Here is a 19,020-nt window from a genome sequence, read left to right on the forward strand (position 1 = left end):
GTTACAGTCTTAAGGGGGTCACCTGTCCCCTGAGCTGACGGTGATTTCTTTTGGCGACGGCAAAATAGCGAAACGCATCGGCGGCATGGGAGCTGGCATCGTGCAAGGGTTTGTCTTTCCAACAGCCATGCTGGTTATCCCAGGCTTTGCGGTAGCGCTCCAGGTGGCTCAATCCTTGCTCACAGGTAACGCTATCAAAGGCACAGCGCGGCAGGATTTCGCGTACCGATTCAATGCCTTCATCGATACACAGTCGTGGGACTACCCTGAAATTGATGCGGTAAATGTCACCGTCCAAATCATAACCTTCATAAGCCAGTTGCCGACGGCTTTTACCGTCGCCAGCCAATTCTCGATTATCAATATCGTGTGGTGCCCAGTGTTCACCGTAGTGATAGGCGCGGGCTTTCAATACCTGCATGTAATGCCGCAGGCCTTCGCCACTGTTTTCGTAATAATCCATCAGGTGAAATTCACTGCCGACCTCACGGACAAACCAGATAACCGTGGCATCGCCTACTCCTAAATCCCAAAAGGTGTGCACCGGCAGGTGCGGATTAGCCGGTAAGGTACCAATGCGCTGATTCTCATAGAGATAACGGAACTGATTGGCGTAATATGCGCCCTCAATCGATTGCTGAAAGGCCTCGCTCGGGATTGACGGATACTCGCGTTTCATGTCGTCACCCAGTGTGCTTTCTTTGGCGTAATACCAGGCTTTTTGTTCCGCCGTTAGCCTAATCGACTGTTTGGTTTGCAGCTCGCTAAAGTAGGCTTGCAAGCGCGGCGGCAACGGACTGCTCACTGGCAAGGCATACTGCGGATTGTTCCACCAGGAAAAGAAGAAGAACTTCCAATCCAATGGGCCTAAGGGTTTGTTGCTGAGTAAGGCTTTTTCCGCTGTTTGGCAATAATCGAAAAAATACCCCGCACGCCCTTCCGCTGTCGATTCAATGGTGACCACGCAGTCTGTGGCGACCGCTTCAAAGGCACCGGTGACGATTTCACGGGCTTTCTCAGGAAATTTGGCACACAGCTTGCCGAATTCGGAAATATGCAAATAGCGCAAGGTGCCACCGCGAAAGGAGGTGCTGATGTACAGTGAGCCGCCGTTGTGAAACACCAATTCGCCTGCGGAATCATTGCGGGCGGGATTAGCACGTTTAAGAAGGTCAGGCAAATGGTCGTAGGCGTATTTCACTTTCTCGCGGAACAGGCGTTTGGCATCGTTTAAGGTATGTGCAATCAAGGCACATTTGGCTGACTCAAAGAGTGCGGCATCCAGTTGGATAAGGCACACCTCGGTGGTAAAGCCCAGCTGGCGGGCTTTCAAAATCAGATTACGGGTATGCATGCCCGTGAAATAGGCACGCTGCTGCGCCGTCATCGTAAAACGGATTTTGCGACCGTGTTTATCGGTAATAAAATACAGGTGGTTAAGACGCCAAAAACGGTCAGCTAACTGTGCTTTCAGCGTCGCATTGAATGCCATGGGCGTTGCCTTCCGCAAGGTCTTTCATCCATTGTGCTAACTCTTTCTCTGCGCCGGGGGCCGTCTCGTTGTTCAGGCCATAGGCATCGCGCTCACCCTTAATCAGTTTCAGCTGAGCATCCACCCCGGCGCTGAGCGTTCTAGCGAGCGAGGCATGATTGTCTTCGGTGATAACGATGCTGCTGAGGAAGGCTTTCAGATGGTTGGCAATCTGCCGCCAACCGGCTAAGGCCACACGATGGGACAGGACGACAGATAAGGCTTCATCCGAAGCTTGTTCAATAATATCGTGGTCGGTGCGCACGGTATTTTTAGTAGAAAAAGTGCGCACAGCCGCACTGCGCACCACTTTATCTTTTGTGGCTGCTGCCACTTTCTCGGTCAGGTCTCTTTGCCACGCGTTTCTTACTGCAAACTTCCTGAGGGTCGATTCAGGTACCTGATAGCGTTTTGCTATCGCACGGACAGACAACGCACCCGCGCGGTAAGCCGATTCGATGGCCTCCCAGTCAGGTTTTGCCATGGTGAGCATTCCTTGGGTTAGGGGGATTTATCGAGATGGGTATAGGTCGCTACCGGCTGGCCTGCGGCATTAAGCACCGAGACCGTATCGGAGGGCGCAAGATGAATGGCATCACTGATACCCTCGGAAACGATATCAAGGCGCTGAGCATTGCGGTTCCAGCCCCAATGGGCGCTAGGATAGCCGACTTCGCCTTGACCGTTGCCGAAAGTCACTTTGATGGTGTACATAGGGTGCTCCTGTGTTGATGCGATCGACATGTCGTCGCGTTATGTCGATAAAAGTGAATTTCATGAACATGAAGAAATAGCTTGAATCATGGTTATTACGGGTGAATTTACCCTCGGCATTTGAAATGCGCATGGCGCTAACACCGTAACCCAACGTTATCTTTTCGATTATTTATTGAGCCAAACAAACCTGGGTAACGTACGCCTGCAAGCCTGCAATTTGCTGCGTGACTATTTCAATGCCTTTTCGGAGACGGAAATAATCGTTGACAACGGCGTCGTCAAGTCGGGCACCGGCAGCATCATCCAGGCGGGTGGCCGTGGGGGTGGCGGGCAATTTTTCAGAGCGGGCAGCGAGCTGCATCCGACGCTGGCCAGCAAGAACATCACGTTCAAGGGCCGCGAGCTGAGTTTTAGCATCGGTTAATTCCTGGGTGTGTTTGTTATCAAGCACGGCTATTTGTTGGTGTTGCTTTTGCGTTGTTTGGAGCATGATAAAGAGGTTATCGCGCTCATTCCTTATCATTTTGATGACGCTGTCTTTTTTTTTCTGATTCAGCATGGTAATAAACCGCCACCAGACTGACGAGCAGAATGAGACTCATCAGGATAAAAAATAAGCGATTAAACATCGAGTCCCCAACAGGTGAGTTCACTTTCTTGCGCGCGTCTCATCACTTGACCTGCACAGTTATTAGCTCGAATGCGGCAATTTTTACCGCCGTCAAATAGCCAGCGTTTAATTTCAGCACAGGCACCGTGGTAGTCACCGGCATTGAGTTTGCGATAAAAGGTAGAGGAAAGGCATTTGCCTGCACCGATGTTATACGGACAAAACGAGGCAATACCGGCTTTCTGGGCGTCGCTTAACGGCACCTGAACATGACGTTCTACCCAGGCAATCGCCTTATTCACCTCAAATTTGTTAACCTGCTCGCATTTCTCTGCACTGAGTTGCAGGCCTTGCATTACCGGCTTGTCATCAACTCGTGTCGCACCGCGGCAAATTGTCCACACATTCGCGCCATCTCGATAGGCCTTCAGCCGATTACCTTCTTTTTCATGCAGAAATTGTGCAAGAATGGCGGTCGCTGTCGTCCCTGCCAAAATCAGTCCCAGCATGGGTTTGCTTAACTTACTCATTGGCTTGTCCCGCTCTTGCGTCTGTCTTCTTTAATCTTGAAATACAGATTGGTCAAATAGGTCAGCACCGCCAGAGAGACGCCCGCGAGCACGCCAATGGCGTTCCATTGTTCCGGGCTGTAGCTGTTTAGCAAACCATTCAGGATGCTACCGGCGGAAGCCCCGTAGGCTGCGCCAGTGGTCAGTTTTTCCATGCTCATTCTCGTCTCTGAGTGGGGATACCGTTTCCCGCTAGGGGTCGGGGGGGTGTCATAGAAATAGCGTCACCTCCCTGTGAATAAAAGGGTTGAGCACTGATGGGTATTTTGGGTAGGCGCTAAAATGAAAAAGGCCACGTGATGCACAGCCTTAAATAAGCGTTTTTTGCAAGCATGTTACAAAAATATTCTGTATAACGTTTCTTTGTATTAATATGTAAAGATACGTAATTATTACATCTCCAAACGTAAATATGCTATTTGAAAGAAGAGTTTTATCAATTATGCTCGGTTGGATTGCTATTTTTAAATATCTTTAATTATCATCGAATAAATAAAGGCAATTAATTTTTTCATTTAACTACATAAAAATTTATCGTTCACGTTCATTAAATTACAATAGAGAAGAGTAAAATGCCAGGTAACGTATCACATTCATCCCAAACTAATCATATACAAAATTTCTCTTCTTCGTCGGAGAGGCAATCTGACAAACTGCCATTTTCACAAGAATTCCGGTCCGTAGATAATACACCACTCTCACCGGAATCCATGGCTACTTTCCATCGAGACCATCCAAGTGTTGTTAACGGTATTCGCCTTCCTATTAAAATGCAAATGATTGCATGCAACTTAATAAATATAATAAGAAAACTTAACGATAAAGCTTACTCCTCGGACCAAACAAATTATACCGTACAAAAGGAAATCAAATTAAAAGCATTAACGACAGAGGAGGTTATACAACTATTGGTAGTTGATAACTTCAAATCGGAATATTTTCTATCTTTAGGAGCCGAGACGCTAACCATAATTGTTAAAGAACTTTCTAGAAGGTCTGAAGAAATTTCATCAACCATTTTTACAAATAATAATAATGAGAATACTCAAATATATCCCTGTCTTCCTACAGATTATCAAACTAGTGCAACAGATGTACCTGCTTTTCATAAAGGTTTTGTAGGATCGAGTACGCACGGAGATTATCGTTATCATCCTTATAGTAGATCGCTACGTTTTGTGTCTCAAGTGGCAAATCCACACACACATGATCTACAAACCAGTTCCTTATATACGGTAGAGACAACTACCCCAAAGCAAAATGAATCCGGGAATATGGTTTCTAAAACTCTAGATGAACCTTTTAAAGGTTTATCAAAGGTCCAGGAATTGGAACAGTGTAAAAAAGATAGAATCAGTTCTATGGCATTAAAAATCTTGGATATAAAAAAACAATCTCTTTGTCAAGGAAATACTAAACAAGTACTCCCCAGGGAAGCAGTATTAACGGAGGATAATATAAACAATGTTATAAATAAATTACTAGCTAATAACCTAGATCCAAAAGAATTGTTGCCGTTGGGGTCTGATAAATTAAACACTATTTTTTTAGAACTTGCGAAAAGGGGTGGAAAGGAACCATCAGTCCTGTGTAAAGAATTTGAGAATTATTTAACGAGCCGCTCAAGTAGAGATGAATTAATAGCTGAATTGCCGAAAGGACAAGATGAAGAGCAGATACTATCTCAGAAAATTCCTAAGATGAATGAAAGTTTGAATGCGTACAGTCTAGAAGAGCAATTCAGTATTTTGAAAGACTGGTCTCAGGAAATTATTAAGTGTCAGGATGGACGTAATCTAGATATAATTACATCTCCAACCCTATTTAAGTTATTTTTTTGCAAATTAACAGAAAAAAACATTCCATCCTTTACCAAGATGGCATTCTATTTAGGTGTATCTAGAGAGAAAGAGAATTCTGCCGAAATATTATTCCACAGTTACAATAGTGGACAATTCTATATATAAATTAATCCTTTTGACTGGAATTAAGGCATTATAGAGTAAGTAGATAGTTACTCTTTCTCGAAATGTGGCCGTGATGTGAGAGTAAAAAACATTTTACACGTTCGTTTTTTCTGTTGATATCCGAGCTACCAATCTCGGTAGCCGATTTCACGGTTACGAGATCAATGTCGCTCCGAGTACTTATTATAATCAAAGGCGAAAACCCCGACAGAGAAGGTCAGGGTTTTACGGTTGTTCGTTATCAATACATAGACACGGCAGGGTACCCTGCAATCATTGCTCATTTGCTCTTTTCAGTCAATAGCATTACGCCACTTTTTTAATTTTACCGACACGTTTGCGACATTTAAATGCCTGTTCGAGGGAAGGATGGAGTAGATATAGACTTTCCTCTAGTATCTGGTCGACTTCTCTACGACAGGTAGCCAGTGAGGGGGTTTTAAAGCGGTTGCCTCCTCGTGTGCTGACATTACGAGGGATGGCGACTTTCTGACTATAAGCCGCTATCGAATAGCGGGAAAGGCGTTGTACGTAGTAACTGAGCAGGATGCCAAAAGCCTGGTTATCCACCGGTATCACCGTATCCACGACCCGAGAAATCAACAACCCGTCATCATCATTACACATTGGCCTGGTAGGACTTGCTTGCGGCTTTTTTGTCGCCATACAGTGGGCGATGAGGCTACTCTGTGGCTTCTCCAATCGACCGCTGTATACCCAGGCTCCCCAGCGTTCCAGCCAGCTGTTAACCCAGTGATACTGCTCATTATTGAGCCTAAGTTGTGTGACGTTCATGCTGCCTCCTGTTCCGTTATGATTATCTCCCTCCTGCCGCCTTGCACCTGTTCACCCCGAATGATGTGCAGGTCATCAATCACACTGTCATCGGCAATCATGCCCGCGTGTACCAAGGCATCCAACGGTGCCTTTAGCAGATTATCTAAATCGCGTTTCCTGCGGTCTGGGACATGAACTCGTACCTTGACACGAAGTTTGCTTTTTAGGCACAGGGTAAGCCCCTTACGTGCAATTAACGCAATAACCTCGGTACGGTACTGCCTGCCCTGTTTGCTGATGTAATGTCGGCCTCTGGCATGTCGCCAATAGGTATTCACTGTCGGCGGGTAAGGCAGCACTATTCGATATTCATTCATGTTTCATCTGTCTCTACTGGCGCCGGTTGATTTTTGTTACACGGCTCTGGCTCGATAACTCTCCCAGGTAAACGCCAAGGTACAACCGCCACCTTCGTTCATTCTGTCCAGTACTCGCTCACCGAGGTAAGTCGTTAAGTCTTCTTTCGGCAAATTGCTCAGCAGCAGCGTCGGTTTCATGTTTTCATAGCGGGTGTTGATGATTTCAAATAAAATCAGCTTTTCCGCCTCACTGCCAAACTGCACACCGATTTCATCGATAATCAACATGTCGACACCGGTGTAGTGCTTAATCACCTCGGATTCGGTTTGGGTGGCGTCTTTCGCCCAGGTGCTCTTGACCTCTCGAGTAATACGTAGCGCGGATGTCAGAACAACCGAGGCGTGGTGTGTCGTAATGATGTGTTTAGCAATCGCAACCGCCAGATGATTTTTTCCTGTCCCGGGTTTGCCGCACATCACCAACCCACCGCCTTGCGCTAAACGCTCATGCCATTTTTGTGCATAGGCCTGGCATACCTTCTGGCAACGCAAGGATTCAGCATTAATCGGCTGATAAGACTCAAAACTGGCAGTGGTAAAGCGCGCAGGGATACCCGTCTGGCTCAGCAAATTTTTAATCAATTGGGCCTGATTTCGCTGCTGGTCTGAGGCGATATTCTTTTTCAATACGGTGATTTTTTCGTGTAAACACGCCGGACAGTCCGTTTTCTGTTGCACGTTGGCAAAGCCCTGCAGGGTTCGACAGCGTTGTTCAAAAGCCCCGTGTTGTGGGCAGAGGACCTCTGCTACATCAACCCGAACCCCTGCTATTTCCTTCAGCGGGGCACGGGCACTTTTCAACCGGTCTTCAAGAAAAGTGAGGTCTTGCTGCTGACGCGAATTTTCTATTTTTTCAATGACATTCATCACATTACCCTTCCATCCACGCCGGAAATACCGTGGTGCCGTAGTCTTTTTTGGCGAAGCGGTCGCCAGAAACCCGTTTGAAGGTGGTGCCATCCACTGCCCGTTTGTTCTGGTAATTCAGTTTCTGACTGGCGGTGCAAAACCAGCTTTTAGGCGTGTCGTGACGAAACTCTAAATCCAATCGTGTCAGCTCGTAGACCAAGTCCAAATGCGGGAATAGCGTTTGCCAGCTGTCGAAATCTTGCGGGGTCAGGCGGATTATCTTCCCTTCGAAGGCGTAACGGCTCGCTAGGCTGGTCTGAGTGTCAACGTGAGGGGAATTACGCTGAGCAGGAAAACAGTCAGGGTGGGGGATGGGGTCTTCTCGCTTGGCAGGACACTCATCGACTTTGATTGCACAAATTTTGCTCGCAGTTGGGGTGTTAGGTTCTATGACAGGTTCTATGACTGGTTCAAAAGAATGACTGATTCTGGGTGTTCCTGATTCACCCCTTCCTGGTGTTCCAGATGCGCTACCCCGTGTGCCAGATACTCCACCCAGCGTTCTTGATTCACCAGGAGGTGAACCTGTATCCTCCCCGGGTGACTTATTTTCACCCTTCACTTTTGGGGCATTGTTTAACGTCAAATGATAAACATTCGATTTATTCACGCCCTGCTCATTTTTACGATATTCAATCCACAGCAAGCCGTCTACTGCCAACTGGTGAAGATGTTTTTGTACCGAGCGATCTGTCATTTCACACTGATGAGCGATATAGGGCACTGACGGCCAGCATTCGCCTTGGTCGTTGGCATTATCAGCCAATTTGAGTAAAATCAGTTTTCTCAGCGGATTCCCCACTTTGATACTCATGGCGTGTGTCATTAATTTCATACTCATTGTCTATTCCCTATGCCGCGTTTGTGATCGTTTTCAATAAGCCTGCTTCACATAGCTTTTTTGTTAGCCACGCTTGGCCCTTGCCGGTCAGTAGCGGGGTGAAGGTGATTTTCATCCCGTGCTCCGTCTCGATGGGCGTTTCTCTGAAGGTGAAATAGTCCCGCTCCAGGTACTCCTATGGCTGTAGCCGTATAAATTGATTCAAAATAAAGGGTCAGAAAAGAGAGTGTCGATATCGCATTGTCGTTTCCTACGAAGGGCTTTAGCCTGAGCCCATTTGTGCTCAATCGGGTTGAGGTCAGGAGAATACGTCGGGAGATATTCCAGAATAAAACCAGATTTTTGTATAGTAGACTGGATATCCTGGCGTTTGTGAAAGCTCACATTATCCATCACGATAACAGCCCCTTGAGGGATTTTTGGCAGTCAGTCTTGGGTTACCCACGCATGAAAAATATCGCTATTGATATTGTATTCAAAGGCACAAACGGTGGTTAATTTTCCGTTAAGCTGAGCGCCAATGACATTGGTACATGCTTTAGCGTGCCAATCATGTTGACCGTAACACCGCTTACCTTTAGCTCAATAGCCGTAGAGGCGGGGCATGTCATGAGCAAAACCGCTTTCATCAACGTAAATAATAGGGGTCTCGCTGGCTTCATAGGCCTGGATCTTGATCTGAAAATCTTCTCGGGATTGGGCGTTGGCTTTTGGATGATAAAATGTTTTTTTTATAGCTAAACCCTGCCCGTTTCAACGCATGGCAGATACCTCTAGCGCTCACTCCCATACGTTGGGCTCGCTCGTATTGAGACGCGTCAGGGTAGGTTTCCACATCAAGAATCAACGCCGCTCGAGCTATTTTACTGGCGGGTTTATCACGTGTCAGACAAGGTTCTATTCGTTTAGCCCAGCGCATCAGACTTGCGGTCCCAATACAAAAACGTGTGGCCGTTTGGGCATATGTAAGCTTTTCTTGCTCTTTAATAGCCAATACATGTTGGCGAAATTTTAATGGATAAGTCATCTTGAAATTATACATCAATTTATACAGCCTACGCTATAGGAGTAGGCGATGCCACGGTTATCTGGTTTGTCCGTGAAGTCGGCAGTGAATTTCACCTGATGGATTATTACGAAAACAGTGGCGAAGGCCTACGGCATTACATGCAGGTATTGAAAGCCCGCGCCTATCACTACGGTGAACATTGGGCACCACACGATATTGATAATCGAGAATTGGCTGGCGACGGCAAAAGCCGTCGGCAACTGGCTTACGAAGGTTATGCGCTGGACGGTGACATTTACCGCATCAATTTCAAGGTAGTCCCCCGATTGCGTGTCGATGAAGGCATTGAATCGGTACGCGAAATCCTGCCACGTTGTGCGTTTGATAGCGTGACCTGTGAACAAGGCCTCAGCCACCTGGAGCGCTACCGCAAAGCCTGGGATAACCAGTACGGCTGCTGGAAAGACAAACCGTTGCACGATGCCAGTTCCCACGCCGCCGATGCCTTTCGTTATTTTGCCGTCGCCAAAAGAAATCACCGTCAGCTTCGGGGGCAAGTGACACCATTAAGAATGTAGAGGAGAATACCATTAGCGCGGTATCATCAGGCTGACAGTGCTTTTAGTACATGCGTCGGATCGTTATCAATGGCTCGTAATAAAGCTTTAGCTGGGCCTGTGGGTTCACGTCGTCCCTGTTCCCAGTTACGTAACGTGCCCACATTAACAGCCAGTAACCGAGCAAACCCGCTTTGAGTCAAACCGGTTGCCTGTCTGATAGTTTTTACCTTGACATTACTGCAAACAGTTTCACGAGAAGGAGAGGCATTACCCTCGATAATGTTGTTCATCTGCTTCATGCTTTCGGTTAATCGAGAAAAGAGTTTTTTATCCATTGTTACCACCTTTCATTCAGAATACGTAATACTTTTTTTTCATCCGTACTTAAGTCGTCTTTTATCCCTTTTTTGTAAATCAGCAACAACCTGATGTGAGACACAGCGACCTTATGATAGTAAATAATTCTAACACCACTGCGCTTACCTTTACCTTTTGCCGCCCAGCGTACTTTACGTAATCCGCCAGTATGTGTAATGACATCGCCGACTTCTGGATTATCAGTAAGATATTGTTGTAATTCCCGATACTCATCGTCGCGAAGTAATGCTTTGCAATCTTCTGTGAATATATCGGTTTCAATAAAAATCATTGTTTATACGTCATTGGTGTACTGTAAACACAGTGTACAGATTAAAATGACGACGTCAATCCGATATATGGCGCTATTTTATTCTCTGGAAAGCTATTATGTTCGATATTTCCACCCCCATCTCGACTACCCCAGCCTGCTGGCCGCCTGGGATATTAACGATGCCCTGATGGGTGGCACGTTATGCCTACGGCAACAGGGTGAAACTTATTTACCGCGCTGGACGAATGAAGATAAACACAGCTATCAGCAACGTCTCTCCGTCGCCACGCTGCTGCCGGCTTACGAGGAAACCCTCAAAAATAACTTAGGTCGTGTTTTTTCAGAACCCACCCAATTGAGTGAGTCCACCCCGGCCGTGATGGTCGAGTACTGCCAGGATATAGATTTGCTGGGCAACCGACTGGATGTCTGGGCGCAAGCGTATTTTAGTCTGGCGCTGCAATACGGCGTGGCACATGCGCTGGTTGACTACCCCCGTGTGGAAGCATTGAAAACCCGTGCTGAGGAAAAAGCCCGTGGCGCCCGTCCCTATGCGGTGTTGATTAATCCCCGTCAGGTCATCGGCTGGCAATCCAGCCACCAGGGAGGGCCGGTCCAGCTGACAGAACTGCGGATTAAAGAAGAGATTGTCGTCGAGACCGCCCCTTATGGCTGTAGCCGTATAAATTGATTCAAAACAAAGGGTCAGAAAAGAGAGTGTCGATATCGCATTGTCGTTTCCTACGAAGGGCTTTAGCCTGAGCCCATTTGTGCTCAATCGGGTTGAGGTCAGGAGAATACGTCGGGAGATATTCCAGAATAAAACCAGATTTTTGTATAGTAGACTGGATATCCTGGCGTTTGTGAAAGCTCACATTATCCATCACGATAACAGCCCCTTGAGGGATTTTTGGCAGTCAGTCTTGGGTTACCCACGCATGAAAAATATCGCTATTGATATTGTATTCAAAGGCACAAACGGTGGTTAATTTTCCGTTAAGCTGAGCGCCAATGACATTGGTACGTGCTTTAGCGTGCCAATCATGTTGACCGTAACACCGCTTACCTTTAGCTCAATAGCCGTAGAGGCGGGGCATGTCATGAGCAAAACCGCTTTCATCAACGTAAATAATAGGGGTCTCGCTGGCTTCATAGGCCTGGATCTTGATCTGAAAATCTTCTCGGGATTGGGCGTTGGCTTTTGGATGATAAAATGTTTTTTTTATAGCTAAACCCTGCCCGTTTCAACGCATGGCAGATACCTCTAGCGCTCACTCCCATACGTTGGGCTCGCTCGTATTGAGACGCGTCAGGGTAGGTTTCCACATCAAGAATCAACGCCGCTCGAGCTATTTTACTGGCGGGTTTATCACGTGTCAGACAAGGTTCTATTCGTTTAGCCCAGCGCATCAGACTTGCGGTCCCAATACAAAAACGTGTGGCCGTTTGGGCATATGTAAGCTTTTCTTGCTCTTTAATAGCCAATACATGTTGGCGAAATTTTAATGGATAAGTCATCTTGAAATTATACATCAATTTATACAGCCTACGCTATATCGATGAAAAGGGGAAAAAAACAACGGTGCAAACCGCCTTGTCAAAGACGCCGATTTTAAAAACCATAGCGCTCACTCTGCCCAAAAATCAGCAAAGGGTAGCAAGAACGGCTTATGTGGATATTCGCTCCACTTCAGGCTGGCTCCCCATTAGAAATAATTTAGTTTATGGGCCTACCAATAAAGACGCTTCACGGCATATCCATGAAAAGGTTCACGTATCTGCCATCAGTGTTAAAGAACAGCCTCCTCCAGAAGGAATAGCGCCTGTCGAATGGGTATTATTGACCAATTTGACGGCCACTGACGCCTTTGAAGCAGAAGAGAAAGTGAATTGATATATACCCAAGTGAAATCAAGATGCAGGATTTAGCGCCTGGAAATTATCGTTTAAGCGAGATACCAGAGAACTTGCCATTTGTGGTAGCTTCACCTCAAAGAAGTTTAAGATATCGTTCTTAAAACTCTGTTTAGATGGGTAATATCTATTGTTTCGTGTTTGCTCATTCATCACCTTCCACAATCGCTCTATCGGGTTTAGATTCGGGCTATACGGCGGAAGGTAATGAAGCTGGATATTCAACGTAAGCGCGGCGTCTTGCACAAGCTGTGAACGGTGATAGCCTGCACCCTCGAGGATCACATGTGCCGTTGTCGTGATGGGATAATGCGCGCGAATGGCAGACAGGAAGTGAACCACATTTTCGCTGTTAATCGTCTCATCATCACGGATTATGGGGTTAGCCACATTCTGGATGTTCAAGGCTCCCATGATATTCAACCGCGTTCTGCTCCCGGTGGTCTCTATCGTTTTATCCTGGCCTTTTCGTATCCAGCCGTAGCTTATTTTGGTGGTTTGTGTCGGATGAACGGCATCAATAAACAGTATGGGGTCATTACCCGCGGCGTCTTTCAATTCGCTGTAGGTCTTTATAAATTGCTGCTGTTTCTCAACGTCAAATTTATGCGGAACACCTTTCGGCTTTTTATAGCTAAAGCCATGCTGCTTCAACCCTTTATACAGACCTGATACGGTAAAGGTGATGTTCCAGCGTCCAGCGATATAGGCCACAATTTGGTGATTGTGGTGGTAGAGCGGCTGGGTGAGATGTTCAACCAGCGACGTGGTCTGTTCCACATTGAGATAGCCATCGGAGCCGCCATTTTCAGGCTTGAGCTTGTTGAGTTTATGATAGTCTGTAAGGTGGCGCCGCACCGTGGTTTCATTAATGAGCTGTGAGTGAGCAATCATAGGGGGAGTCCAGCCGTCTGCGGACAACAAAACACACCGGATCCTGTCACAGACACGGCGGTCATGGCTTTGACGATGTTGGGCTTCGAGGGTAATTTTCTGGTCAGCAGTCAGCTCTATTTTCATGGCTATGAGCATGATCCTTATCGACTTCAAAATCAAGCATCTTCATTGATCACGGGTATAGACTGAGATGGAAGATAGAAGAGTTCTTCAAAACACTGAAATCAGGATGTTGTGTTGAACAATGTCGTTTAAATACGGCAACCAAACTAACGAAAATGATCACCCTCAAAAGCATTATCGCCTTCAAACTGATGTATATGACCAAAATGGCAGCGTTGTGTCCTGAGGCTACCTGCACCGATGTGTTGTCAAAGATAGAATGGCAAACGCTGTATTGCAGAATACAGACAACAAGCCGCCTTCCCGAGCATCCCCCACAGTGCTTCAGGCAATAACATGGCTGGGTCAATTGGGAGGATTTCTTAACCGACGTGCCGAGGGTTTACCGGGAATAATGTCGCTTTGGCGAGGGTATGAGATCCTGCAAGAAAATGTGAGATTGTTCATTATTCTTAATAACAAAAATTGTGGGTAAAAGTGAGACCTCAATCCCATTGAACATCAATGGGCTCAGGCTAAAAGTAAGAAAAAAGACCTCAATTGTGACATCGATACCTTATTTTCAGAATATATGATGTCATTATTATTATGTTGTTCAGCTATAACTGTGTTTTCAGCGTCGAATTGAATGCCATGTGCGTCGTCTTCCGCGAGGTCTTTCATCCATTGTGCCAACTCTTTCTCTGCGCCGGGGGCAGTCTCGTTGTTCAAGCCATAGGCATCGCGCTCGCCCTTAATCAGTTTCAGCTGGGCATCCACCCCGGCGCTGAGCGTTCTCACAAGAGCAGCATGATTGTCTTCGGTGATAACGGTACGAGCGAGGAAGGTTTTCAGATGGTTGGCAATCTGCCGCCAGCCTGCCAAATCAACTCGATGAGACAAGACAACAGAAGCCGATTCGATGGCCTCCCAATCGGGTTTTGCCATTGTGAGAGCTCCTTAGGTTAGGGGGAGGTATCGAGGTGGCTGTAGCTCACCACCGTCTGGCCTGCGGCATTAAGCACCGAGACCGTATCGGCAGGTGCAAAATGGATGGCATCGCTGATACCGTTGGAGACAATATTGAGGTGTTTGGTGTTGCGGTTCCAGTGCCATTCTGTGGTGGGATAACCGGTTTCGCCTTGATCGTCGCCGAAACTGACTTTTATCGTGTACATATTGTGCTCCTGTGTTGATGCAATCGACATGTCATAAGATGATGTCGATAAAAGTTAAAGCTATCATCCATGCACCAACGCTTCATCCGGAGCGAAAACAGAACGCCCTTCTTAATAGGGATTACTCCCTACTTATTTATGCTTTACACGCCACCAGTGTTGCGAAACGTAATGTGATCCTTTTACCCTGTGCATCCGTTTGGTGTAATTGCCCTATGTCTTCATTATATTTGATAATGTTCCACCCTTGATAATAATTTACAAGTTCTTGGGATTTAAAAGTAAAAGTAAACGACGATGGCAACGTACAAAGGTGATCAGGCATATCCATAGCGGCAACAATCAAGTTATAACCTCCGCTGATAGTACTGTTTTGCATATCTCCAATTAACTGGGGGATGCTTTGACGGTCAAGAAACATTAGTACTACGGTCGATAAAATGAAATCATATGCACCATTAAAGCGATGAGTATTCAAATTTCTAACTTCGACATTGATATGCGACAGCCGCTCCGATGCAATGATCCGATTGAGCGCATCTATACCCCCGCATTTTTATCCCATGCAGTAACCTCAAAACCTTTCAGATTGAGGTAAAGTGCATTTCGTCCCCCTCCGCAACCGAGATCCAATGTCTTACCTGCAGGTATCAGTTTTACCGCCTCGACGACTTCAGAATGCGTCGCTGTCAGATCATATTTTTTACTGTAATAATCTTCAGCAGTGCAATAGAACGCTAACTGGCACTGCATATCATCCGAAAACGAGACGATACGATGCCACTGCTGTGGTTCAATAAACGGTACCCGGCTTTGCGGATTAAAAATTAAGGTTTCGGTCACCTTGCCAGCTTCGGTCATTAAGGCAAGGGTCAATGTGCCGTGCAGGACGGTCAATTTTGACCAAGTTGTTGGTTTAGTATTATGTTTCTGTTTAAAATTATCCGGGACTGTCTGACTATTCCACTGCAGCAGTGTCTTATAACACAGCAATTGTTGCATAGATTTCTCCAAATACGGGGTATTGTGAACAACGGATGAAATTGCGCAGGTTTCTATTTCTCAGCAGATAGGTAGTACCTACAACGGATAAAAAACCAACAAATATCCCCTTCTAAAAATGAGGTTAAAGCACCGAAGAGATTGGGCAAAATTTAGATAACACCGTTCGCTTGACCCGCCCCTAAAGAAGCAGAATTGCGCTCATATTTTGTTTACAAGTAAAGAGATGGCCACCCCCGCACGTATTACGGGCTTGAGCCCTTGTAACTGTTAAATAACTGATACTATACAGGGTTATCGACATACAGACCAACCCCACACTCCAATGTGGCAGAAACAGCATTGGACAGTACCAGGAATGCGAAAATAATGATAACGGTCCCTTCAGTGCCATTAAGCACAGGCATCGTATTGACGTAAATAAGAGAGCAGCGGGTCAAATATTAACATCAGGGCAACCCCTACGATAATCAGGGAGAGCAGCACCAACGCCAATTTGACCGCCTAAAAAAACCCGCAACCAGTTGTAGAGCAATACGCTCATTTAACTGACATATAATTACCTGATTAGCAAGGAAGCTAAGCCATGTTAATCGGTCATTTCGGTGGAGCCAGTACTGAAGCCATTTTTTGATATAGAAAGATAATTCCCTCATTGAAATTAAATAATTTTAAATCAATGAGTTATTTGTTTTAAGCATAATTATGGAGACCTAGCTTAGGTTCCTTGCTAATCAGGTATAATAAAATGAACATGAAGAAACAGCGTGAACCCTAGCCAACCGGTGGATTTTATTCCAGAGTGCGATTTTGCATTCTGAGAAATACCGATGAAATCAATTAACTCAAAATTAAGCAGGATAAGTTCATCGAAATGAGGGTAAAGGGTGTAGCAATCTCCACTTTTGTTCATTGGCGAAATAGTGCCATTTTTATTAATAGAGTTCTTTCCAAACCCTAAAAATCCAATTCATAGTTATAAACTCCGGTAATTAAATTGAACCGCAGTCCAAATCGCTTTCGTCTATTTCGATATTTATCTGCAATAATTTTAACCCGTTTCAACATTCTAATGACATTCTCATTCAGAACTCGCTGACTTGATAGTGCTCTATTTGTTTTTTATCCTCAATAGTCAGTGGGCATTTTTTTGACTTTTTCTTTGGCCACGCACTATTGGCATGGAGCTTATGTAACCCTTGATAACCCGTATTCGTCAATACCTTGGTGCTCATTTTAAAGAGAATCTTTGATGCTTTAAATAACCAAAAATCGGGGGGCTTTCCATTACTGAAATTTGTACAATAAGTACTCAGGCAGTTGCCCACTCGTTCTTTAAAATAAGATGTCTGCCGAGGCTCTGAGTAACACATATTCACTGATGATTATTCACAACATAAGCATCAATTTTATCTAAAGGGTCGTCTGTACCAGGTGGAACAGCAAAATCTTCTAATGTTTTTTCGCTTCCAGGCGTTGGTATCGGAAAAGCAAAGATGGTTTTTTTTAGTTTTTCCAATTTAGATTCATCAATCGAGTAACGCATTAAATGGGAAACCCCTTGAACAAATAAAGTTCGAACGGCAGAGCCATAATGTTGCGCAGATAGTGAAAGCTCGAGCAAAAGGCTATTAAACGTACGACTAAGATCATCTCGCTCTTTGAGCCGCTCTACTGTTAGATAATCTTTATTAATTAAGACTAGGTATTTATCATAGATTAGAAGAGATAAAGAATCCTCTATCTTTTTATTCTCATCTTTAGATTCCTTTAAAACTGATTCAAGAAATTTCATATCACATGAAGCGCCATCGACAGGCTGCAAAGGCGCCAAAATACGTGTGTAGGATCCCTCACCGATCTCATTTAATGATAGACCCCTTGCGGAATCGTAACTCTTTTTAATACTTTCGTTAAATACCAGTGGTTCATTACTCACCGGCTTTGGTGATTGTATAACTGCATTTACAAGATCCTCGAGATTTTCTATCGGGGTCTTGAGTGGTGGCTGACTATCGTGATTTAAATCGAGTGCCGTGGAAGTAATTGAAAGCATAGAAAGCTCCTCTATAATATATCAAATGAATACTTATTATATAGTAGCTCAAATTTAACCCGGCAGAGCGATATTCACCAGGTGCCGTGAATATAAATCTATCTCTACCAGAGAACCAGGGCGGGATCCCACTTTAATGTGAACTAATAATAGGCAGTAAGATCATAATATTATGTATCCTAAAGAATATGTAATCATGAGTATTTTAAAGCAATTAGCCCTGATCCCTGACCCGCGTAAAGATATTAATATCAAACATCACCTGCTTGATGTTATTTTCCTGTTTTTTGCCGCCGTGTTAAGTGGGGCCTCGGGATGGAAATCCATCCAGGATTTTGGCGAAGCTCAGCTCGATTGGCTAAAAAAATATGGCTCTTATCATGGTGGGAGCCCACGTCGTCATTGTATTGCTAAAATCATCAATGCATTAGATACAAATTTGCTGATTCAATCCTTGTTTTTATGGATTAACGAACGACGCCAACGAGCCGGTAAGACGTTGCTCGCCATCGACGGTAAAACCTTGCGGAGAACCTGGTCTGAAGAGATTTGCACTGCGCTGCATGTGGTGAGTGCCTATGATGTTGATGCTGGTATTACGCTTTATCAAAAAGCGGCGAACAATAAGGGAAAAAAAGGAGAATTAGCCCGTCAGAGCATTGACGCGTTAGCGCTGGATAATGCTATTGTGACGCTCGATTCATTGCATTGCCAAACCTCAACTTTATCACTTATCACGCAACGTAAAGGCAATTTTGTGGTGCAGCTTAAAGCGACTCAAAAGAAGCTGTTTGAACAGGTAAAACAGCAATTTGCTTTTGCCTATGATAGCGATAAATTGCACGAATATACGCAGACTAATCAGTGGCATGGCCGGATAGAAAAACGTACGGTTATGCAAATTAATGCGGAATTACCCAATGAATTAAAAGCGAAATGGCCTACCATTCGTACTTTCATTGAGGTCGCTAGTGAACGAACAAAAAATAATGTCACCCACTGTCGGTCACGTTGGTATGTCAGCTCATTACCGCTGAATGCAGAACAAGCGGCACAGGCAATTCGGCTGCATTGGGGGATAGAAAATCAACTTCACTGGGTATTGGATGTGGTGTTTAGAGAAGATGAACTCTTGATAAAAGCTCCGGATGGAGCAGCCCATGTCGCTCTTTTCAATCGCGTCGCGTTGGGTGTGATTAAACAGCACAAAGGTAAACAAGATAGTATTGCCAGTAAACGTAGACGTGCCGCCTGGTCAGCCGATTTTCGTAGTAAACTTATTTTTGGTTAAAAAATTAGCAAAGTGGAATCCCGCCCTGACCAGAGAACTA

26 protein-coding genes and 4 pseudogenes are annotated in these 19,020 nt (G+C 45.3%); 7 read left to right on the top strand and 23 right to left on the bottom strand.

What is annotated here, in order from left to right; genetic code table 11:
- Position 1 precedes the first annotated feature (1 nt).
- The 6 genes from CCS41_RS03175 to CCS41_RS03200 all read right to left on the bottom strand — a co-directional run bounded on the left by CCS41_RS03175 (position 2) and on the right by CCS41_RS03200 (position 3,588).
- Complete coding sequence (locus CCS41_RS03175; RefSeq protein WP_119797103.1) at positions 2-1,492, bottom strand: terminase large subunit; 1,491 nt, start codon at positions 1,490-1,492, stop codon at positions 2-4.
- Positions 1,455-2,015, bottom strand: a complete 561-nt coding sequence (locus tag CCS41_RS03180) for a hypothetical protein (protein ID WP_119797193.1) — start codon at positions 2,013-2,015, stop codon at positions 1,455-1,457. The genes CCS41_RS03175 and CCS41_RS03180 overlap by 38 nt, the downstream gene beginning before the upstream one ends.
- A 17-nt stretch (positions 2,016-2,032) precedes the next feature.
- Positions 2,033-2,275, bottom strand: coding sequence for a hypothetical protein (locus CCS41_RS03185; RefSeq protein ID WP_162920494.1), 243 nt, complete (start codon positions 2,273-2,275; stop codon positions 2,033-2,035).
- Between the two features lie 142 nt (positions 2,276-2,417).
- Positions 2,418-2,807, bottom strand: coding sequence for a lysis protein (locus CCS41_RS03190; protein ID WP_119797100.1), 390 nt, complete (start codon positions 2,805-2,807; stop codon positions 2,418-2,420).
- Between the two features lie 62 nt (positions 2,808-2,869).
- Positions 2,870-3,388: a lysozyme gene (locus tag CCS41_RS03195; protein ID WP_119797099.1), complete on the bottom strand. Its 519-nt coding sequence runs from the start codon at positions 3,386-3,388 to the stop codon at positions 2,870-2,872.
- Positions 3,385-3,588 (bottom strand): class II holin family protein, encoded by a 204-nt coding sequence (locus CCS41_RS03200; RefSeq protein WP_119797194.1) that lies wholly within the window; start codon positions 3,586-3,588, stop codon positions 3,385-3,387. Before CCS41_RS03200 ends, CCS41_RS03195 begins: the two co-directional genes overlap by 4 nt.
- A 549-nt stretch (positions 3,589-4,137) precedes the next feature.
- Here CCS41_RS03200 and CCS41_RS03205 point away from each other — a divergent pair.
- Complete coding sequence (locus CCS41_RS03205; protein WP_119797195.1) at positions 4,138-5,394, top strand: hypothetical protein; 1,257 nt, start codon at positions 4,138-4,140, stop codon at positions 5,392-5,394.
- A gap of 306 nt (positions 5,395-5,700) precedes the next feature.
- Here the strand turns inward: CCS41_RS03205 and CCS41_RS03210 are convergent, their stop codons facing one another.
- The 7 genes from CCS41_RS03210 to CCS41_RS03235 all read right to left on the bottom strand — a co-directional run bounded on the left by CCS41_RS03210 (position 5,701) and on the right by CCS41_RS03235 (position 9,367).
- Positions 5,701-6,189 (bottom strand): antiterminator Q family protein, encoded by a 489-nt coding sequence (locus CCS41_RS03210; RefSeq protein ID WP_119797196.1) that lies wholly within the window; start codon positions 6,187-6,189, stop codon positions 5,701-5,703.
- Complete coding sequence (locus CCS41_RS03215; protein WP_119797012.1) at positions 6,186-6,548, bottom strand: RusA family crossover junction endodeoxyribonuclease; 363 nt, start codon at positions 6,546-6,548, stop codon at positions 6,186-6,188. Before CCS41_RS03215 ends, CCS41_RS03210 begins: the two co-directional genes overlap by 4 nt.
- Positions 6,549-6,584: 36 nt before the next feature.
- Positions 6,585-7,457 carry an ATP-binding protein gene (locus tag CCS41_RS03220; RefSeq protein WP_119797197.1) on the bottom strand — a complete coding sequence of 291 codons (873 nt, stop codon included), beginning with the start codon at positions 7,455-7,457 and terminating at the stop codon, positions 6,585-6,587.
- Between the two features lie 4 nt (positions 7,458-7,461).
- The gene (locus CCS41_RS03225; RefSeq protein WP_119797011.1) at positions 7,462-8,340 is read right to left on the bottom strand and encodes a helix-turn-helix domain-containing protein; all 879 of its coding nucleotides are present in this window, start codon (positions 8,338-8,340) and stop codon (positions 7,462-7,464) included.
- 10 nt (positions 8,341-8,350) lie between these two features.
- On the bottom strand, positions 8,351-8,509 hold the full coding sequence (locus CCS41_RS17575; protein ID WP_323586526.1) for a phage antirepressor KilAC domain-containing protein: 159 nt from the start codon (positions 8,507-8,509) through the stop codon (positions 8,351-8,353).
- A 32-nt stretch (positions 8,510-8,541) separates the two neighbouring features.
- On the bottom strand, positions 8,542-8,733 hold the full coding sequence (locus CCS41_RS17580; RefSeq protein WP_240313880.1) for a transposase: 192 nt from the start codon (positions 8,731-8,733) through the stop codon (positions 8,542-8,544).
- A 265-nt stretch (positions 8,734-8,998) separates the two neighbouring features.
- On the bottom strand, positions 8,999-9,367 hold the full coding sequence (locus CCS41_RS03235; RefSeq protein WP_072549715.1) for an IS630 transposase-related protein: 369 nt from the start codon (positions 9,365-9,367) through the stop codon (positions 8,999-9,001).
- Positions 9,368-9,396: 29 nt separating this feature from the next.
- Between CCS41_RS03235 and CCS41_RS03240 the strand changes: the two are divergent.
- Positions 9,397-9,927 (top strand): annotated as a pseudogene (locus CCS41_RS03240) (terminase); the annotation flags it as partial.
- Between the two features lie 26 nt (positions 9,928-9,953).
- On the opposite strand, the gene CCS41_RS03245 reads toward CCS41_RS03240, so the two are convergent.
- Both CCS41_RS03245 and CCS41_RS03250 read right to left on the bottom strand, forming a co-directional pair.
- Entirely contained in the window at positions 9,954-10,244 is a 291-nt protein-coding gene (locus CCS41_RS03245) for a helix-turn-helix domain-containing protein (protein WP_119797198.1), read from the bottom strand.
- A 2-nt stretch (positions 10,245-10,246) separates the two neighbouring features.
- Positions 10,247-10,558: a type II toxin-antitoxin system RelE/ParE family toxin gene (locus CCS41_RS03250; protein ID WP_119797199.1), complete on the bottom strand. Its 312-nt coding sequence runs from the start codon at positions 10,556-10,558 to the stop codon at positions 10,247-10,249.
- A 98-nt stretch (positions 10,559-10,656) separates the two neighbouring features.
- On the opposite strand from CCS41_RS03250, the pseudogene CCS41_RS03255 reads away from it, so the two are divergent.
- A pseudogene (locus CCS41_RS03255) lies at positions 10,657-11,225 on the top strand (DUF4055 domain-containing protein); the annotation flags it as partial.
- A 7-nt stretch (positions 11,226-11,232) separates the two neighbouring features.
- Here the strand turns inward: CCS41_RS03255 and CCS41_RS17585 are convergent.
- Both CCS41_RS17585 and CCS41_RS03265 read right to left on the bottom strand, forming a co-directional pair.
- Positions 11,233-11,424 carry a transposase gene (locus tag CCS41_RS17585; protein WP_240313880.1) on the bottom strand — a complete coding sequence of 64 codons (192 nt, stop codon included), beginning with the start codon at positions 11,422-11,424 and terminating at the stop codon, positions 11,233-11,235.
- A 265-nt stretch (positions 11,425-11,689) separates the two neighbouring features.
- Complete coding sequence (locus CCS41_RS03265) at positions 11,690-12,058, bottom strand: IS630 transposase-related protein (protein ID WP_072549715.1); 369 nt, start codon at positions 12,056-12,058, stop codon at positions 11,690-11,692.
- 1 nt (position 12,059) lies between these two features.
- Between CCS41_RS03265 and CCS41_RS03270 the strand changes: the two genes are divergently transcribed.
- Entirely contained in the window at positions 12,060-12,434 is a 375-nt protein-coding gene (locus CCS41_RS03270) for a hypothetical protein (protein ID WP_119797200.1), read from the top strand.
- Between the two features lie 17 nt (positions 12,435-12,451).
- Here the strand turns inward: CCS41_RS03270 and CCS41_RS03275 are convergent, their stop codons facing one another.
- Entirely contained in the window at positions 12,452-13,474 is a 1,023-nt protein-coding gene (locus CCS41_RS03275) for an IS630 family transposase (protein WP_119797201.1), read from the bottom strand.
- Between the two features lie 62 nt (positions 13,475-13,536).
- On the opposite strand from CCS41_RS03275, the gene CCS41_RS17590 reads away from it, so the two are divergent.
- Together CCS41_RS17590 and CCS41_RS16015 are read left to right on the top strand one after the other, a co-directional pair.
- Positions 13,537-13,809 carry a hypothetical protein gene (locus CCS41_RS17590; RefSeq protein WP_420866977.1) on the top strand — a complete coding sequence of 91 codons (273 nt, stop codon included), beginning with the start codon at positions 13,537-13,539 and terminating at the stop codon, positions 13,807-13,809.
- Positions 13,734-13,949, top strand: a complete 216-nt coding sequence (locus CCS41_RS16015) for a hypothetical protein (RefSeq protein WP_205411481.1) — start codon at positions 13,734-13,736, stop codon at positions 13,947-13,949. The genes CCS41_RS17590 and CCS41_RS16015 overlap by 76 nt, the downstream gene beginning before the upstream one ends.
- Positions 13,950-13,984: 35 nt before the next feature.
- Here CCS41_RS16015 and CCS41_RS03285 read toward each other — a convergent pair whose 3' ends face one another.
- From CCS41_RS03285 to CCS41_RS03305, 5 genes and pseudogenes are all read right to left on the bottom strand, one after another.
- A complete protein-coding gene (locus CCS41_RS03285; RefSeq protein ID WP_205411482.1) occupies positions 13,985-14,401 on the bottom strand; it encodes a hypothetical protein in 417 nt (138 codons plus the stop codon).
- Between the two features lie 17 nt (positions 14,402-14,418).
- Entirely contained in the window at positions 14,419-14,661 is a 243-nt protein-coding gene (locus CCS41_RS03290) for a hypothetical protein (protein ID WP_205411483.1), read from the bottom strand.
- Positions 14,662-14,767: 106 nt separating this feature from the next.
- A pseudogene (gene tehB / locus CCS41_RS03295) lies at positions 14,768-15,633 on the bottom strand (SAM-dependent methyltransferase TehB).
- 957 nt (positions 15,634-16,590) lie between these two features.
- Positions 16,591-16,937, bottom strand: a pseudogene (locus CCS41_RS03300) (transposase family protein); the annotation flags it as partial.
- A gap of 71 nt (positions 16,938-17,008) precedes the next feature.
- On the bottom strand, positions 17,009-17,689 hold the full coding sequence (locus tag CCS41_RS03305; protein WP_119797204.1) for a hypothetical protein: 681 nt from the start codon (positions 17,687-17,689) through the stop codon (positions 17,009-17,011).
- Between the two features lie 196 nt (positions 17,690-17,885).
- On the opposite strand from CCS41_RS03305, the gene CCS41_RS03310 reads away from it, so the two are divergent.
- Complete coding sequence (locus tag CCS41_RS03310; RefSeq protein WP_119797205.1) at positions 17,886-18,980, top strand: ISAs1 family transposase; 1,095 nt, start codon at positions 17,886-17,888, stop codon at positions 18,978-18,980.
- Positions 18,981-19,020 lie beyond the last annotated feature (40 nt).

The organism is Candidatus Fukatsuia symbiotica (genome assembly GCF_003122425.1).
GTDB lineage: Bacteria > Pseudomonadota > Gammaproteobacteria > Enterobacterales > Enterobacteriaceae > Fukatsuia > Fukatsuia symbiotica.

Excerpts from the sequence above, each read along its gene's own strand:
- CCS41_RS03180 (WP_119797193.1), bottom strand. The coding sequence starts at position 2,015 with ATGGCAAAACCTGACTGGGAGGCCATCGAATCGGCTTACCGCGCGGGT.
- CCS41_RS03225 (WP_119797011.1), bottom strand. The coding sequence starts at position 8,340 with ATGAGTATGAAATTAATGACACACGCCATGAGTATCAAAGTGGGGAAT.
- CCS41_RS03215 (WP_119797012.1), bottom strand. The coding sequence starts at position 6,548 with ATGAATGAATATCGAATAGTGCTGCCTTACCCGCCGACAGTGAATACC.
- CCS41_RS17585 (WP_240313880.1), bottom strand. The coding sequence starts at position 11,424 with ATGGATAATGTGAGCTTTCACAAACGCCAGGATATCCAGTCTACTATA.
- CCS41_RS03250 (WP_119797199.1), bottom strand. The coding sequence starts at position 10,558 with ATGATTTTTATTGAAACCGATATATTCACAGAAGATTGCAAAGCATTA.
- CCS41_RS03305 (WP_119797204.1), bottom strand. The coding sequence starts at position 17,689 with ATGCTTTCAATTACTTCCACGGCACTCGATTTAAATCACGATAGTCAG.
- CCS41_RS03185 (WP_162920494.1), bottom strand. The coding sequence starts at position 2,275 with ATGTCGATCGCATCAACACAGGAGCACCCTATGTACACCATCAAAGTG.
- CCS41_RS03290 (WP_205411483.1), bottom strand. The coding sequence starts at position 14,661 with ATGTCGATTGCATCAACACAGGAGCACAATATGTACACGATAAAAGTC.
- CCS41_RS03195 (WP_119797099.1), bottom strand. The coding sequence starts at position 3,388 with ATGAGTAAGTTAAGCAAACCCATGCTGGGACTGATTTTGGCAGGGACG.
- CCS41_RS03205 (WP_119797195.1), top strand. The coding sequence starts at position 4,138 with ATGGCTACTTTCCATCGAGACCATCCAAGTGTTGTTAACGGTATTCGC.
- CCS41_RS03210 (WP_119797196.1), bottom strand. The coding sequence starts at position 6,189 with ATGAACGTCACACAACTTAGGCTCAATAATGAGCAGTATCACTGGGTT.
- CCS41_RS03245 (WP_119797198.1), bottom strand. The coding sequence starts at position 10,244 with ATGGATAAAAAACTCTTTTCTCGATTAACCGAAAGCATGAAGCAGATG.
- CCS41_RS03190 (WP_119797100.1), bottom strand. The coding sequence starts at position 2,807 with ATGCTGAATCAGAAAAAAAAAGACAGCGTCATCAAAATGATAAGGAAT.
- CCS41_RS03200 (WP_119797194.1), bottom strand. The coding sequence starts at position 3,588 with ATGAGCATGGAAAAACTGACCACTGGCGCAGCCTACGGGGCTTCCGCC.
- CCS41_RS03175 (WP_119797103.1), bottom strand. The coding sequence starts at position 1,492 with ATGGCATTCAATGCGACGCTGAAAGCACAGTTAGCTGACCGTTTTTGG.
- CCS41_RS03275 (WP_119797201.1), bottom strand. The coding sequence starts at position 13,474 with ATGAAAATAGAGCTGACTGCTGACCAGAAAATTACCCTCGAAGCCCAA.
- CCS41_RS03265 (WP_072549715.1), bottom strand. The coding sequence starts at position 12,058 with ATGACTTATCCATTAAAATTTCGCCAACATGTATTGGCTATTAAAGAG.
- CCS41_RS03220 (WP_119797197.1), bottom strand. The coding sequence starts at position 7,457 with ATGAATGTCATTGAAAAAATAGAAAATTCGCGTCAGCAGCAAGACCTC.
- CCS41_RS17580 (WP_240313880.1), bottom strand. The coding sequence starts at position 8,733 with ATGGATAATGTGAGCTTTCACAAACGCCAGGATATCCAGTCTACTATA.
- CCS41_RS03310 (WP_119797205.1), top strand. The coding sequence starts at position 17,886 with ATGAGTATTTTAAAGCAATTAGCCCTGATCCCTGACCCGCGTAAAGAT.
- CCS41_RS03285 (WP_205411482.1), bottom strand. The coding sequence starts at position 14,401 with ATGGCAAAACCCGATTGGGAGGCCATCGAATCGGCTTCTGTTGTCTTG.
- CCS41_RS03235 (WP_072549715.1), bottom strand. The coding sequence starts at position 9,367 with ATGACTTATCCATTAAAATTTCGCCAACATGTATTGGCTATTAAAGAG.
- CCS41_RS16015 (WP_205411481.1), top strand. The coding sequence starts at position 13,734 with ATGGCAAACGCTGTATTGCAGAATACAGACAACAAGCCGCCTTCCCGA.